General features: G+C 64.4%; 11 protein-coding genes. 5 read left to right on the top strand and 6 right to left on the bottom strand.

What is annotated here, in order from left to right:
* Position 1: 1 nt before the first annotated feature.
* Positions 2 to 883, bottom strand: coding sequence for a UTP--glucose-1-phosphate uridylyltransferase GalU (galU, locus tag ILP92_RS02400; RefSeq protein WP_198914749.1), 882 nt, complete (start codon positions 881 to 883; stop codon positions 2 to 4).
* Positions 884 to 940: 57 nt separating this feature from the next.
* Positions 941 to 1,756, bottom strand: coding sequence for a 3'(2'),5'-bisphosphate nucleotidase CysQ (gene cysQ, locus ILP92_RS02395; protein WP_198914748.1), 816 nt, complete (start codon positions 1,754 to 1,756; stop codon positions 941 to 943).
* 146 nt (positions 1,757 to 1,902) lie between these two features.
* Between cysQ and ILP92_RS02390 the strand changes: the two genes are divergently transcribed.
* On the top strand, positions 1,903 to 2,724 hold the full coding sequence (locus ILP92_RS02390) for an ABC transporter permease (protein ID WP_198914747.1): 822 nt from the start codon (positions 1,903 to 1,905) through the stop codon (positions 2,722 to 2,724).
* Here ILP92_RS02390 and ILP92_RS02385 read toward each other — a convergent pair.
* On the bottom strand, positions 2,721 to 3,320 hold the full coding sequence (locus ILP92_RS02385) for an alpha-ketoglutarate-dependent dioxygenase AlkB family protein (RefSeq protein ID WP_198914746.1): 600 nt from the start codon (positions 3,318 to 3,320) through the stop codon (positions 2,721 to 2,723). The genes ILP92_RS02390 and ILP92_RS02385 overlap by 4 nt on opposite strands.
* Positions 3,321 to 3,516: 196 nt before the next feature.
* On the opposite strand from ILP92_RS02385, the gene dnaK reads away from it, so the two are divergent.
* From dnaK to radC, 3 genes are all read left to right on the top strand, one after another.
* Positions 3,517 to 5,427: a molecular chaperone DnaK gene (gene dnaK / locus ILP92_RS02380; RefSeq protein WP_198914745.1), complete on the top strand. Its 1,911-nt coding sequence runs from the start codon at positions 3,517 to 3,519 to the stop codon at positions 5,425 to 5,427.
* A gap of 71 nt (positions 5,428 to 5,498) precedes the next feature.
* On the top strand, positions 5,499 to 6,656 hold the full coding sequence (gene dnaJ / locus ILP92_RS02375; RefSeq protein WP_198914744.1) for a molecular chaperone DnaJ: 1,158 nt from the start codon (positions 5,499 to 5,501) through the stop codon (positions 6,654 to 6,656).
* Positions 6,657 to 6,735: 79 nt separating this feature from the next.
* The gene (gene radC, locus ILP92_RS02370; protein WP_198914743.1) at positions 6,736 to 7,494 is read left to right on the top strand and encodes a RadC family protein; all 759 of its coding nucleotides are present in this window, start codon (positions 6,736 to 6,738) and stop codon (positions 7,492 to 7,494) included.
* Between the two features lie 3 nt (positions 7,495 to 7,497).
* Here radC and ILP92_RS02365 read toward each other — a convergent pair whose 3' ends face one another.
* The 3 genes from ILP92_RS02365 to secA form a co-directional block, all read right to left on the bottom strand.
* The gene (locus ILP92_RS02365; RefSeq protein WP_198914742.1) at positions 7,498 to 9,051 is read right to left on the bottom strand and encodes a phosphate ABC transporter substrate-binding/OmpA family protein; all 1,554 of its coding nucleotides are present in this window, start codon (positions 9,049 to 9,051) and stop codon (positions 7,498 to 7,500) included.
* 19 nt (positions 9,052 to 9,070) lie between these two features.
* The gene (locus tag ILP92_RS02360) at positions 9,071 to 9,877 is read right to left on the bottom strand and encodes a hypothetical protein (RefSeq protein ID WP_198914741.1); all 807 of its coding nucleotides are present in this window, start codon (positions 9,875 to 9,877) and stop codon (positions 9,071 to 9,073) included.
* Between the two features lie 118 nt (positions 9,878 to 9,995).
* Positions 9,996 to 12,698, bottom strand: coding sequence for a preprotein translocase subunit SecA (gene secA, locus ILP92_RS02355; protein ID WP_198914740.1), 2,703 nt, complete (start codon positions 12,696 to 12,698; stop codon positions 9,996 to 9,998).
* Positions 12,699 to 12,866: 168 nt separating this feature from the next.
* Between secA and ILP92_RS02350 the strand changes: the two genes are divergently transcribed.
* Complete coding sequence (locus tag ILP92_RS02350; RefSeq protein WP_198914739.1) at positions 12,867 to 13,700, top strand: peptidylprolyl isomerase; 834 nt, start codon at positions 12,867 to 12,869, stop codon at positions 13,698 to 13,700.
* Positions 13,701 to 13,702: the final 2 nt, after the last annotated feature.

Genomic DNA, 13,702 nt, shown 5'->3' with positions numbered 1-13,702 from the left:
GTCACTTGCCCAGGTCCAGTCCGCGCAGGAATTCGCGGAATTCGGGTCCAAGGTCGTCACGCGCCATGCCGAAGGCGACGGTCGCCTGCAGGAAGCCGCCCTTGTTGCCGCAATCGTAGCGCTCGCCGTCGAAGATCAGGCCCGAGACGCCCGGATCCTTGCCGATCTGAGCGGCGATCGCATCGGTCAGCTGGATCTCGCCGCCCGCACCGCGATCGGTCTGGTGCAATTCGTCCAGCACCGCGGGCGTCAGGATGTAGCGTCCGATGACGGCCATGTTGGACGGCTGGGTGCCGGGCTTGGGCTTTTCCACCATGCCCTTCACGTGCACCACGTCCCCGTCGCGCCCGTCGATGTCGAGGATGCCGTAGGCGCTGGCCTCGTCCGGCTCGACCTCCATCGCGGCGATCATGCAGCCGCCGATCTCGTTATGCGCCTCGATCATCTGGGCCAGGACAGGCTCGTCCGCGGCCAGCACGTCGTCGGGCAGCAGCACGGCGAAGGGCTCGTCGCCGATCAGGCGGCGGGCGCACCAGACGGCATGTCCAAGACCCATGGCCTGTTGCTGGCGCACGTACGAAATCGCACCGGACGGCATGTTGGTGCTTTCCAGGACCTTCTGCAGCTCGTGCTTGCCCTTTTCTTCCAGCGCGTTTTCCAGCTCGGGCGCGAGGTCAAAGTAATCCTCGAGCGCGGATTTCCCGCGCGAGGTGACGAAGATGAAATCCGTGATGCCCGCGGCGCGGGCCTCGTCGATGGCGTATTGAATCAACGGCCGGTCGACGAGCGTCATGATCTCTTTCGGGATCGACTTGGTCGCGGGAAGAAAACGCGTTCCCAGTCCTGCGACCGGAAAAACGGCCTTTGTGACGGGTTTGACCATATCCTGTTCCTTGTTTTTCTTGACGCGCTCCACGAATACGCGGGGCTGGGTTGTGTATCAATCGAACCGGGGGGCCGAGGGTTCCTGCAAATCGAAGCCGGGCGCGTAGGCGATGAAGAACGGGTTCTCGAAGCCGGGCTTGCCATAGGTCAGATCCGCGTGGTCGTCGAAGCGCACGACGCGACCGCCCGCGCCCGCCAAGACCGCGTGACCGGCGGCGGTATCCCATTCCATCGTGCGGCCCAGTCGCGGATAAAGATCGGCCTCGCCCGTGGCGACCAGGCAGAATTTCAGCGACGAGCCCGCGCTCTTGGTGTCTGCGACCGCGTAGTTCGCGATGTAGTCGTCGGTCGCCTGGTCGCGGTGGGATTTCGACGCGACGACCCGCAGGGCATGTGCGTCGGGGGTCGCGACGCGAAGCGCGGTCGTCTCGCCGATGCGGTCCTTGTCGAAGGCGCCGCTTTCCTCGACGGACGTGCCGTCGGCGCGGGTGTAGAACAGCCGACCCTTCGCAGGCGCGTAAACGATCCCGCGAATGGGGGCGCCGTCTTCCACGTAGGCAATGTTGACGGTGAAGTCGCCGCGACGCTTGACGAATTCCTTGGTGCCATCCAGCGGATCCACGATCAGGAAGCGGCCCGCATCCTGCTCGTGCGACGCCGACTGCTCTTCGGTCACGAGCGCCATGTCCGGGAACGCCGCGCGCAGTCCGGCCGAGATCAGGTCGTCGGCCGCCTGGTCTGCCGCGGTCACAGGGCTGTCGTCCGCCTTGGTGTGAACTGCGAAATCGTCCTGTCCGTAGATCTCGAGGATGGCGTCGCCGGCCTGAAGCGCCAGCTTTCGCATCACCCGAACCAACTTGTCGTGATCCATGCCGCTCCCCGAACCCAGCCACTTGCGCGGACGTTGATCGCCGTTATCAAGCCGCTTATGGTCGACCGTCAAGAAAACAACAAGATTTCTGTGTAAGGACCGTCGCAGCACGGCGGAACGGAAACAAATCCGGCAAGGCGGACAGGATGTTTCAGCAATCGGCGAACGATACCGGGATCAAGTCCGCCGCCACCGTGGCCGAGCTGATCTATCACAACACGGTCCGCGCCGTGCGCAAGACCCACGCCAATGCCTTCATGGCGATCACCATGAACATCGTGCAGACGGTCATTTTCGTGATGGCGTTCTACCTGATGTTTTCCGTGCTCGGTCTGCGCGGCTCGGCCATCCGGGGCGATTTCCTGCTGTATATCATGACCGGCATCTTCCTTTACATGGTCAACACCCGCACGGTCACCGCGGTGCTGGGCTCGGAAGGGCCGTCCTCGGCCATGATGAAGCACCGCCCGATGACCACGGCCATCGCCATCGCGGCATCGGCGCTCAGCACGCTCTACGTCCAGATCCTGTCGATGCTGGTCGTCACCTATGTCTATCACGTCATCTGGGGCCCGATCGCGATCCACTACTGGCCGGGCGCCCTGGTGATGGTGATCCTGACCTGGTTCTACGGGGTGGCGGTCGGCATCTGCTTCCTGGCGCTGAAGCCGTGGTTTCCGCAATTCACCAGCACGCTGGCGATGATCTATACCCGCGCCAACATGATCGCGTCGGGCAAGATGTTCGTGGCCAACCAGCTTCCGGGCTACATGCTGGCCTGGTTCAGCTGGAACCCGCTGTTCCACACCATCGACCAGTCGCGCGGCTTCGCGTTCGTGAATTACTTCCCGCATTATTCAAGCTGGGAATTCGCGCTGAAATGGTCGTTCATCCTGCTGCTGATCGGTCTGATGGGCGAGTTCTACACGCGCCGCCACGCGTCTCTCAGCTGGGATGCACGGCGCTAGCGTCCCGCCACCCTGAGCGTCACGTTGATCCGGCCGCCCTGCGGCAAGAGATCGCTCGACCCGAAGCGGATCCGGTCGATCCCGTGATAGACCAGTCGCGCCGCCCCGCCCATCACGGCCACGTCGCCCGAACTCAGCCACAGCGATTGCGTCTTGCCGCCGCGCGCGGTGCCGCCCACGCGAAACAGCGCCTGGTCGCCCAGCGACAGCGACACCACCGGGTGCTCCAGCGACGCCTCGTCGCGGTCCTGGTGCATCCCCATCCGCGCGCCCTCGCCGTAGAAATTCACAAGGCAGGTGTCGGGCTGGACATCGCTTCCCGACACGTCCCGCCAGATATCTAGCAAGGCCGCCGGGATCGTCGGCCAGTCCCCGCCCGCCGGATGCCGCGGCTCGTAGCGATAGCCGCGCCGGTCGCTGATCCAACCCAGATCCCCAGCAGACGTCATTCGCACGCTCATCTTCGCGCCCCGCTGCGTTTCGGGCTGGAACAGGGGCGCGGCCCGGATGACGTCGCGCAGGTCGTCGAGCAGCGCCGCCTGCGCGTCGCGCGCAAGATGGCTTGGATGAACCTTGATGCCCCCCAGATCAATCATCGCGGCAACACCTGCGAAATTTTGCCCAAAAGACCGGCATATCGTTCCCATCCATCGCTTGCAGGCCCCAAACCCCATTCCTATATACCCGATCAACGCCGCCCCACGGCGCTAAACCCGGGGATTGGGATCGCCGGTCAGGTGCCGCACCGGGCCTGACCGCACATATATCGCCTGAACGGAAGGATTTAACATCATGGCCAAAGTCATCGGTATCGACCTTGGAACCACCAACAGCTGCGTCGCCATCATGGACGGCAGCCAGCCCCGCGTCATCGAAAACGCCGAGGGCGCCCGCACCACCCCGTCGATCGTCGCCTTCACCGAAGAAGAGCGGCTGGTCGGCCAATCCGCCAAGCGCCAGGCGGTCACCAATGCCGACAACACGATCTTCGCGGTCAAGCGCCTGATCGGCCGCCGCGCCGACGATGCGGACCTGGCGAAGGACAAGAAGAATCTGTCCTACACCGTGGTCGAAGGCCCGAATGGCGATGCGTGGGTCGAAGCCCGCGGCGAGAAGTATTCTCCCAGCCAGATCTCGGCCTTCATTCTGCAGAAGATGAAGGAAACCGCCGAATCGTATCTCGGCGAAGAGGTGACGCAGGCCGTCATCACCGTTCCCGCCTATTTCAACGACGCCCAGCGTCAGGCCACCAAGGACGCGGGCAAGATCGCGGGCCTGGAAGTTCTGCGCATCATCAACGAGCCGACCGCGGCCGCGCTGGCCTATGGCCTGGACAAGAAAGAGACGAAGACGATCGCCGTCTATGACCTTGGTGGCGGTACCTTCGACATCACGATCCTGGAAATCGACGACGGCCTGTTCGAGGTGAAGTCGACCAACGGCGACACCTTCCTGGGTGGCGAAGACTTCGACATGCGGATCGTCAACTACCTGGCCGACGAGTTCAAGAAAGAGCACGGCGCCGACCTGACCAAGGACAAGATGGCGCTTCAGCGTCTGAAGGAAGCCGCCGAGAAGGCCAAGATCGAGCTGTCGTCGTCGTCCCAGACCGAGATCAACCAGCCGTTCATTTCGATGGGCAGCAACGGCCAGCCGCTGCACATGGTCATGAAGCTGACCCGCGCCAAGCTGGAATCGCTGGTGGGTGATCTGATCAAGGCATCCATCGCGCCCTGCAAGGCCGCGCTGAAGGATGCGGGCCTGTCGGTCGGCGACATCGACGAGGTCGTGATGGTTGGCGGCATGACCCGGATGCCCCGCGTCGTGGAAGAAGTGACCAAGTTCTTCGGCAAGGAGCCGCACAAGGGTGTGAACCCCGACGAAGTCGTGGCGCTGGGCGCGGCCATCCAGGCCGGCGTTCTGCAGGGCGACGTGAAGGACGTGGTTCTGCTCGACGTGACCCCGCTGAGCCTGGGGATCGAGACGCTGGGTGGCGTGTTCACCCGCCTCATCGACCGCAACACCACGATCCCGACGAAGAAAAGCCAGATCTTCTCGACCGCCGAGGACAACCAGAACGCGGTCACGATCCGGGTCTTCCAGGGCGAGCGTGAAATGGCGTCCGACAACAAGATGCTCGGCCAGTTCAACCTGGAAGACATCCCGCCCGCTCCGCGCGGCCTGCCCCAGATCGAGGTGACGTTCGACATCGACGCCAACGGCATCGTGTCGGTCAGCGCCAAGGACAAGGGCACCGGCAAAGAGCAGAACATCACGATCCAGGCGTCGGGCGGTCTGTCCGACGAAGAGATCGAGAAGATGGTGCGCGACGCCGAGGAAAACGCCGAAGCCGACAAGGGCCGCAAGGAACTGGTCGAGGCGAAGAACCAGGCCGAAAGCCTGATCCACTCGACCGAGAAGTCGCTGGAAGAGCACAAGGACAAGGTCGACCCGACCACCGTCGAGGCCATCGAACTGGCCATCTCGAACCTGCAGGAGCAGCTCGAGACGGAAGACGCGGGCAAGATCAAGTCCGGCATCCAGAACGTGACCGAAGCGTCGATGAAGCTGGGCGAAGCCATCTACAAGGCGACGCAGGCCGAAGCCGAAGGCGAGACCGGCGAAGACGAGCCGGGCGAAGTCGATGACGACATCGTCGATGCCGACTTCGAAGATCTCGACGACGACAAGCGCGCCTCGTAAGGCCCTTTGTTCCTCTGACTGGGGCCGGTCTGATCCGTCGGACCGGCCCTTTCGCGTAAAGGACGAAATACATGGCAAAACGCGACTTCTACGATGTGCTGGGCGTGTCAAAGGGGGCGTCCGCCGACGAGATAAAGAAGGCGTATCGCCAGAAGGCGAAAGAGCTTCACCCCGACCGCAACTCTGACAATCCCAAGGCCGAAGCGCAGTTCAAGGAAGCCAACGCGGCTTACGAGGTTCTGAAGGACGCCGACAAGAAGGCGGCCTATGACCGGTTCGGTCATGCCGCGTTCGAAGGCGGCATGGGCGGCGGTGGCGGGCGGCCGGGCGGCGGCTTCGGTGGCGGCGGTCAGGGCGATTTCGCCAGCGCCTTCTCGGACGTGTTCGACGACCTGTTCGGCGACATCATGGGCGGCCAGCGTCGTGGCGGCGGTCAGCGCGCCACGCGGGGTTCGGACCTGCGCTACAATCTTAGGGTATCACTGGAAGAGGCGCATCAGGGCCTGCAGAAGACCATCACCGTTCCGACCGCCGTGATGTGCGAGGTGTGCAACGGCTCGGGCGCCGAAGGCGGTGCCGAGCCCACGTCCTGCCCCACCTGTTCGGGCATGGGCAAGGTGCGCGCGCAGCAGGGCTTCTTCACGGTCGAGCGGACCTGCCCCACCTGTTCCGGCGCGGGCCAGATCGTCAAGAACCCGTGCAACGCCTGCGGTGGCGCGGGCCGGGTCGAAAAGGACCGCGCGCTCAGCGTCAACATCCCCAAGGGGGTCGAGACCGGCACCCGCATCCGCCTGGGCGGCAACGGCGAGGCCGGCTTGCGCGGCGGTCCGGCGGGCGATCTCTATATCTTCATCGACGTCGAGCAGCATCCGCTGTTCCAGCGCGAGGCCGAGCATCTGTTCTGCCGCGTGCCCGTCAGCATGGCCGACGCGGCGCTGGGCGGCGACATCGAGGTCCCGACCATCGACGGCGGCCGCAGCCGCGTGAAGATCCCCTCGGGCAGTCAATCCGGCAAGCAGATGCGCCTGCGTGGCAAGGGGATGCCGCACCTGCGCGGCGGTGGCTACGGCGACATGTATATCGAGCTGGCGGTCGAGACCCCGGTGAACCTGACGAGCAAGCAGAAGGAACTTCTGCGCGAATTCGACAAGCTGGCCGACGACAACAACCCCGAAAGCTCGGGCTTCTTCAAGAAGGTGAAGACCTTCTGGGACGGGTTGAACCAGTAAAGACCATTTCGTGAACATGGCCCGGCGAGTCTCGGGCTATGTTCACCCTTTGTTTACTGTAATATCTCTAGGTAGACTCATGAGTCTGCCGAATACCAACCTTGTCGACGCGGATCTGCCGCTGTTCGCCCCGGACGACACCCCCCCGGTCGAGCCGGGGCGCACCCTGTCCTATCTGCGCGATCACCGCGAACGACTGCGCGAACGGTTCGTGCGGGGCGGGGCGGCGTCGATGCCGGATTACGAGCTGCTCGAACTGATCCTGTTCCGCGCCATCCCCCGGCGGGACGTGAAACCCCTGGCCCACCGCCTGATCGAAACCTTCGGCGATCTGGGCCGCATCCTTGCCGCGTCCCAGGTGCAGCTTCTGAAAGTGCCCGATATCGGCCCCGCCGTGGTGCTCGAGCTGAAGCTGTTCGAAACCGTCGCGCACCGCATCGCGCGCTCGAAAGTCATGCACCGCCCTGTGGTCAGCGATTGGGCGGCGCTGCTGGATTACTGCCACGTCACGATGACCAATCGCGAGACCGAGCAGTTCCGGGTGCCTTTCCTCGACACCAAAAACGCCGTCATCGCCGACGAAGACCTTGGCCACGGCACCGTCGATCACGTCCCGGTCTATCCGCGCGAGGTCGTGAAGCGCGCGCTCGAGGTCAACGCCAAGGCGCTGATCCTGGTCCACAATCACCCGTCCGGCGACCCCACGCCGTCGCAATCGGATATCGACATGACCGCGCAGATCGGAAACGCCTGTGCCGTGCTCGGGCTGACGTTGCACGATCACCTGATCATCGGGCGCGGCGCGCAGCTCAGTTTCCGGGCCGAGGGCTATCTTTAGCGATCACCGCAACCAGACTTCGACGCGGCGGTTGATGCGGCTGCCCCACTCGGTCTCGTCACAGGCCATGGGCAACACCTCGCCGAAGGCTTCGGTCCGCAGCGTGATCCGGGACGGATCAATCGTCCGTGCCGCCGCGCGCACCGCATCGTGGATCACCACCGCGCGCTGCTCGGACAACCGCAGATTGGCCGCAGCACTTCCCGCCCCGTCCGAAAACCCCGCGAAGGTCAACGTGCGATCGTCGAAGACGCCCCGCTCCAAAGCCTCGGCCAGAAGGGCCACGTTCGAGCGGCTTTGCGCGTCCAGGATCGTCGATCCCCCTTCGAAGCGGAACGACAGCGACAACCGCACCTGCCCTTTCATCGCCGCGACCAGCGCCTTCAGGTCCGACAGGGTCACCTCGCCCCCCGCGCGCGTGATGGCGTTGGCCAAGCGCTGGCCTTGCGCGTCCAGCGGTATGGCTTGCGGGAACTGGTCGACGAAGCCCGCGCGCCGAATGACGGGCTGCGCCGCGGGCGAGTTGGCATAGGCCAGGAAATCGCGGGCCAGTCGCGGCAGGCGGCGCACGGGCGAATACAGGAAGATCGGGGTCGTCAGCGCGTAATCTTCGCTTTTCAGGCTCAAGACCGTGGCCGCGATCCGGTCACCGCACGGCCCCTCCAGCGCCAGATCCTGCGCGTTGCCAAGCTCGGAAAACGCGGCCAGGCCCAGCGCAAACGGATTTTCCGCGACCGCGTCCGCCAGCGACGCATCGTCATCGTGCACCACCGTGCCCGCGGGCAAGGTCAGCTCCGAGCGTCGCATGACCTTGCGCAGGAAGGCCTGGAACAGGCCCGAGCCCGGATCCGTGATGTGCAGCTCGATCGGACCGGCTTCCTGGTCCAGGGCCGACCAATCGTCGATTTCACCCGCCACGACGCGCCGCAGGTCCTGGATCGAAATCGCTTCGGCCGGGTTCTGGATCGCGACCGCGGGGACGATCCCGTCGAGGGCAAGGATCCGGCTGCGCCGTGGATCGGTCAACTGACCGCGACCCGCCTGCCGCGCCAGGACCGCCTCGTCGCGGCTGATCTCGCGGCGCGAGATCACCAGGTCCGCCTCGTCGGCGATCAGATCCGCGAAGCCCTCGTCCGAGGTCGACAGCGAAAAGGTGAAGGCGCCGCGCAACTGGTCTTCGCCCGCCTCGCGCAGCTCGTAGGTGAATTCCCTGTCGCTTGTCACTTCGCGCTGCACGTCAAAGCCGTTCCGCACCGCGAAGGTTTCCAGCAAGGCGGGCAACAGCGCCGTGCCCACCGATGCGCTGCCCGACACGCGCAGCTTCGCCACGAACGCGGTCAGGTCCGGGCAGCCCGGCCCGTCGCAATCCACGCCCGACCCGTCGAGCGTCAGCTCGCCGAACTCGGTGTCCACGCGATAGAATTCCCCGTCAAAGCTCAGAAGCGTGCCGTCCAGCGAAAGCGACCCGTCGCGCGACGTCAGCGTGACGTCGTCGGCCAGTGCCGGGACGCCAGAAAAGAAAAACGCGACGATGATCGCCGCGCGGAAAGAAGACATGGGGGATCCTGTTTGCGCCTCACTTCAAAGCGAGTTTCAGGTCTCGCAGCAGATTTTTCAACACGAGAGTTTCGCCCACCGCCTGGCATCCCGGAAGCCGCAGCATCATCGGCATCGCCCGCGGCTGCCCGGCGAAATCGGCCTGGATCGTCTCGCCCCTGATCTCGCGCCCGCAGGTGTGCGCGGTGACTTCGGTTTCGACCGACAGGCGCACGACACCGGAGCCGGTGGGATCGGCGGGGAACGAATAGACCTGCGCCTGCCAGCCCGATCCTTGGGGCGTTCCCAGTTCGGTCAGGAAGCCACCCTTGTCGCGCACGGCCCGCAACGGGGCCTTGCTGTCGCCCAGCCAGATGTGGCCCGCGCCCCCGTATGCCGATGCAAGCTCGAGCGCGTGGATCTGCAACGGCGCATCCCCCTGCCATTGCAGGGCGACACGGGTGAAGCGCGACGCGTCGGGGGCGGTGATGCGACCGGACAGGACCGTGGTCCCAGTCGAAAGCCGCACCTCGGCGGTGTCGGTCAGGGCCGGAAGGATCGCGGACACCCGGCCTTGCCCATCGGTCAGCGCCGAGAAGCGCATCGGGCCATGCGTCACCTCGACCCGCGCGTTGGTCTGGCACGGCATCACGGCGTCGAGCTGGATCATCGCACCGGGTTGCGCCGACAGGCGCAGCTGCGGCGCGCAATGGCGCGCGTCGGGATTGATCAGCGTGTTCTGCGCGTGGGCCGAAGGCTGCGTCAGATACGACATGGCCGAGACGGCCAACGTCATCAGCGACAGGCTTAGAATGCGCTTTCGCGCCGTGTCCGAAAAGAGCCGCATGCAAGACCTCCCTGTTCCCCGAGAGGATAAAGGCCCCTTAAATGCGGCGCATTTAGGGCGATTTGTGCACAATCATGGCCCGAGCGCATGGCTTGTTGCGCTCAGGCCCAGCGGCGCATCAGGTCAGCTGGCCGTGGCAATGCTTGAACTTCTTGCCCGACCCGCAGGGGCATTTGTCGTTCCGACCGGGATTTCCCCAGGTCTCGGGGTCGGTCTCGACGAAGCCCGGCGCCGCGGCTTCGGCCTGCGCTTCGCCCTGGGGCGGACTGGCCGAGGCGTCCTTCTGCAAGGCCGCGCGCTGCGCCTGCATCTGCGCGATCATCTGCTGCTGCTCTTCCTCGGACAGCGGCCGAATCTGCGACAGCTTCTGGGTCACGTCCTCGCGCAGGCTGTCGAGCATCGTCTCGAACAGCTGGAACGCTTCGTTCTTGTATTCGTTCAGCGGGTCGCGTTGCGCATATCCACGGAAGCCCACGACCGAGCGCAGATGCTCCAGCGTCAGCAGATGCTCGCGCCACTTGGCGTCGATGGTCTGCAGCAGGATCTGCTTTTCGATCATGCGCATGTTTTCGGGGCCGAATTGCTTGGTCTTGGCCTGCATGAACTCGTCCGACGCATCGCAAAGCCGCTCGCGGATCACCTCGTCGTCGACGCCGTCCTCTTCGGTCCAGGCCAGCACCGGCACGTCGATGCCGACCTTTTCAAGGATGGCGACATACAGCCCCTCGCCGTCCCACTGGTCGGCATAGGTCTTCGGCGGAATATACTGGTCGACCAGGTCGTCGATGACCTGGTGACGCATGTCCTGCGCGATCTCACCCAGGTCGTCGGCTTCCATGATCTCGCGGCGCTGGGCGAAGATCACCTTGCGCTGGTCGTTCATCACGTCGTCGAACTTCAGAAGCTGCTTGCGGATGTCGAAATTGCGCCCTTCGACCTTCGCCTGCGCCTTTTCCAGCGACTTGTTGACCCACGGGTGCACGATGGCTTCGCCCTCCTGCATCCCCAGCTTCGACAGCACGTTTTCCAGGCGCTCGGACCCGAAGATCCGCATCAGGTCGTCTTCGAGCGACAGGAAGAAGGATGACTTGCCCGGATCGCCCTGGCGGCCCGAACGGCCGCGCAGCTGGTTGTCGATCCGGCGCGATTCGTGGCGCTCGGTGGCCAGCACGTAAAGGCCGCCCACCTCCTTGACCTTTTCTTTCTCGTCGGCGGTTTCGCTTTCGATCCGCTTGCGGACCACCTCGGGGTCGGCGTCGGGCTCGGCGTCCAGCGCCTGCATCACCTTCATGTCGACATTGCCGCCCAGCTGGATGTCCGTGCCGCGACCGGCCATGTTGGTGGCGATGGTGATCGCGCCCAGCTTGCCCGCATCGGCGACGATCTGGGCTTCCTGCTCGTGCTGTCGCGCGTTCAGCACGTTGTGCGGCAGACCGGCATCTTTCAGCAGTTTCGACAGGGCTTCGGATTTCTCGATGGACGTAGTGCCGACCAGGACGGGCTGCCGCTTTTCGTGCGACTTCTCGATGGACTTGACGATCGCCTCGTATTTCTCGCGCGCGGTGCGATAGACCGCGTCGTGGTCGTCGACACGGGCGATGGGCTTGTTGGTTGGCACCTCGATCACGCCAAGACCGTAGATTTCCTGGAATTCCTCGGCCTCGGTCAGCGCGGTGCCGGTCATGCCCGCCAGCTTGTCGTAAAGCCGGAAGTAATTCTGGAACGTCACCTGCGCCAGCGTCACGTTCTCGGGCTGGATGTCGCAGCCTTCCTTGGCCTCGATCGCCTGGTGCAGCCCGTCCGACAGGCGGCGACCCGCCATCATGCGGCCGGTGAATTCGTCGATCAGCACCACGTCGCCGTCGCGGATGATGTAATCCTTGTCCTTCGTGAACAGCTTGTGGGCGCGCAGGCCCTGGTTCACGTGGTGGACGATGGTCGTGCTTTCGGGATCGTAGAGCGACTGCCCTTCGGGCAGGATGCCTGCCTCGTGCAGGTGCTGCTCCAGGAATTCGTTGCCCTCGTCCGTGTAGGTCACGTTGCGGGTCTTTTCGTCCAGCGAATAGTGCTCGTCGCTCAGATGCGGGATCACCTGGTCGATGGTCTTGTAAAGCTCGGACCGATCCTGCGCGGGACCCGAAATGATCAGGGGCGTGCGCGCTTCGTCGATCAGGATGCTGTCCACCTCGTCCACGATGGCGAAGTAGTGGTCGCGCTGATACATATCCTTCAGCTCGGCCTTCATGTTGTCGCGCAGGTAATCGAAGCCCAGCTCGTTGTTCGTGGCATAGGTCACGTCGCAGCGATAGGCGCTGCGCTTTTCCTCGTCGGGCTGCTGGGGATAGACGACGCCGCAGGTCATGCCCAGGGCGTTGTAAACCTTGGCCATCCATTCACTGTCGCGCTTGGCCAGGTAGTCGTTGACCGTGACGATGTGAACGCCCCTGCCCAGAAGCGCGTTGAGATAAGCCGGGAAGGTGGCGACCAGCGTCTTGCCCTCGCCCGTCTTCATTTCCGAGATGTTGCCTTCGTGCAGGAAGATCCCGCCCATCAGCTGCACGTCGAAGGCGCGCAGGCCAAGCGCGCGCTTCGCGGCCTCGCGGCAATTGGCAAAGGCTTCGGGCAGCAGCGAATCCAGGCTTTCGCCCCCGGTGGCGCGCATGGCCAGGGCTTCGGTCTTCGCCTTGATCTCGTCGTCGCTCATCGCCTCGTATTCTGCTTCGAGCGCGTTGATCTGGTCGACCACGGGGCGCGTGGCCTTGATCTTCCGGTCGTTCGGCGTGCCGAAGACCTTCTTCGCGACAGTTCCAAGACCCAGCATAATTTCTCCTGACGGCATCGTGTAAGGGGGACGTGCTTGCCCGTGCGGGTCGGCGCGCGTATTCAGGCCGCCAAGCGCCCCCTTTTTCAAGGCTTCAAGCGATGTAAGGGGCACCCGATACAGTGTCAACGGCGGCTCCGCGCCGCCCCGTGAATCAAGGAAGATCCCATGTCGAAACTTTCCGGACTTACCGCCGCCTGCGCCCTGGCCGTGGGCCTGTCGGGCGCCGCCGCCGCGCAGGATGCCGACACCGTGGTCGCGACCGTGAACGGCAACGACATCACCCTGGGCCACATGATCGCCTATCGCCAGTCGATCGGCGACCGGGCCGGCGACGTCCCCGCGCCCCAGCTGTTCGACGGGATCCTGGACCAGCTGATTTCGATGACGGTGCTGGCCGATGGGCGGGAATTGTCCGACACCGCGCGCCTGATCCTGGAGAACGAAGAGCGGTCGCTGAAGGCGCGCACGGTCATCGACGAAGCGTCGGCCACCGAAGCGACCAACGAAGAAATCACCGAGGTCTATAACGAGATCTTCGCCGATTTCGAAAGCGAGCCCGAATTCGACGCCTCGCACATCCTGGTCGAGACCGAGGAAGAAGCCCAGGCCATCATCGAAGAGCTCGACGGCGGCGCCGATTTCGCCGATCTGGCGAAAGCGAGATCCACCGGCCCGTCCGGCCCGTCGGGCGGTGCGCTGGGTTGGTTCAAGCCGGGGCAGATGGTGCCCACCTTCGACGAAGCCGTGCAGGCCATGGCCGTGGGCGATATCGCGGGACCGGTTCAGACGCAGTTCGGCTGGCACGTCATCAAGCTGAACGACACGCGCACGACCGAGGCGCCTTCGCTGGACGAAGTGCGCGAGCAGGTCGCCGAGGAAGTCGTCAACCGCCGCATCGCCGCGCTGATCGACGAGCGCCGCGCCGCCGCCGAGATCGAGCAGCCCGAGACGGATATCGACCCCTCGGCGATCAACGACGCCTCGCTGATCGGACAATAAAA

Source organism: Palleronia pontilimi (assembly GCF_016412875.1).
Taxonomy (GTDB): domain Bacteria; phylum Pseudomonadota; class Alphaproteobacteria; order Rhodobacterales; family Rhodobacteraceae; genus Palleronia; species Palleronia pontilimi.
Note: the sequence above shows the minus strand (reverse complement) of the source record. Positions and strands in the feature narration are given on the sequence as shown.

Coding starts and splice junctions, on each gene's coding strand:
- galU (WP_198914749.1), bottom strand. CDS start 883: ATGGTCAAACCCGTCACAAAGGCCGTTTTTCCGGTCGCAGGACTGGGA.
- cysQ (WP_198914748.1), bottom strand. CDS start 1,756: ATGGATCACGACAAGTTGGTTCGGGTGATGCGAAAGCTGGCGCTTCAG.
- ILP92_RS02390 (WP_198914747.1), top strand. CDS start 1,903: ATGTTTCAGCAATCGGCGAACGATACCGGGATCAAGTCCGCCGCCACC.
- ILP92_RS02385 (WP_198914746.1), bottom strand. CDS start 3,320: ATGATTGATCTGGGGGGCATCAAGGTTCATCCAAGCCATCTTGCGCGC.
- dnaK (WP_198914745.1), top strand. CDS start 3,517: ATGGCCAAAGTCATCGGTATCGACCTTGGAACCACCAACAGCTGCGTC.
- dnaJ (WP_198914744.1), top strand. CDS start 5,499: ATGGCAAAACGCGACTTCTACGATGTGCTGGGCGTGTCAAAGGGGGCG.
- radC (WP_198914743.1), top strand. CDS start 6,736: ATGAGTCTGCCGAATACCAACCTTGTCGACGCGGATCTGCCGCTGTTC.
- ILP92_RS02365 (WP_198914742.1), bottom strand. CDS start 9,051: ATGTCTTCTTTCCGCGCGGCGATCATCGTCGCGTTTTTCTTTTCTGGC.
- ILP92_RS02360 (WP_198914741.1), bottom strand. CDS start 9,877: ATGCGGCTCTTTTCGGACACGGCGCGAAAGCGCATTCTAAGCCTGTCG.
- secA (WP_198914740.1), bottom strand. CDS start 12,698: ATGCTGGGTCTTGGAACTGTCGCGAAGAAGGTCTTCGGCACGCCGAAC.
- ILP92_RS02350 (WP_198914739.1), top strand. CDS start 12,867: ATGTCGAAACTTTCCGGACTTACCGCCGCCTGCGCCCTGGCCGTGGGC.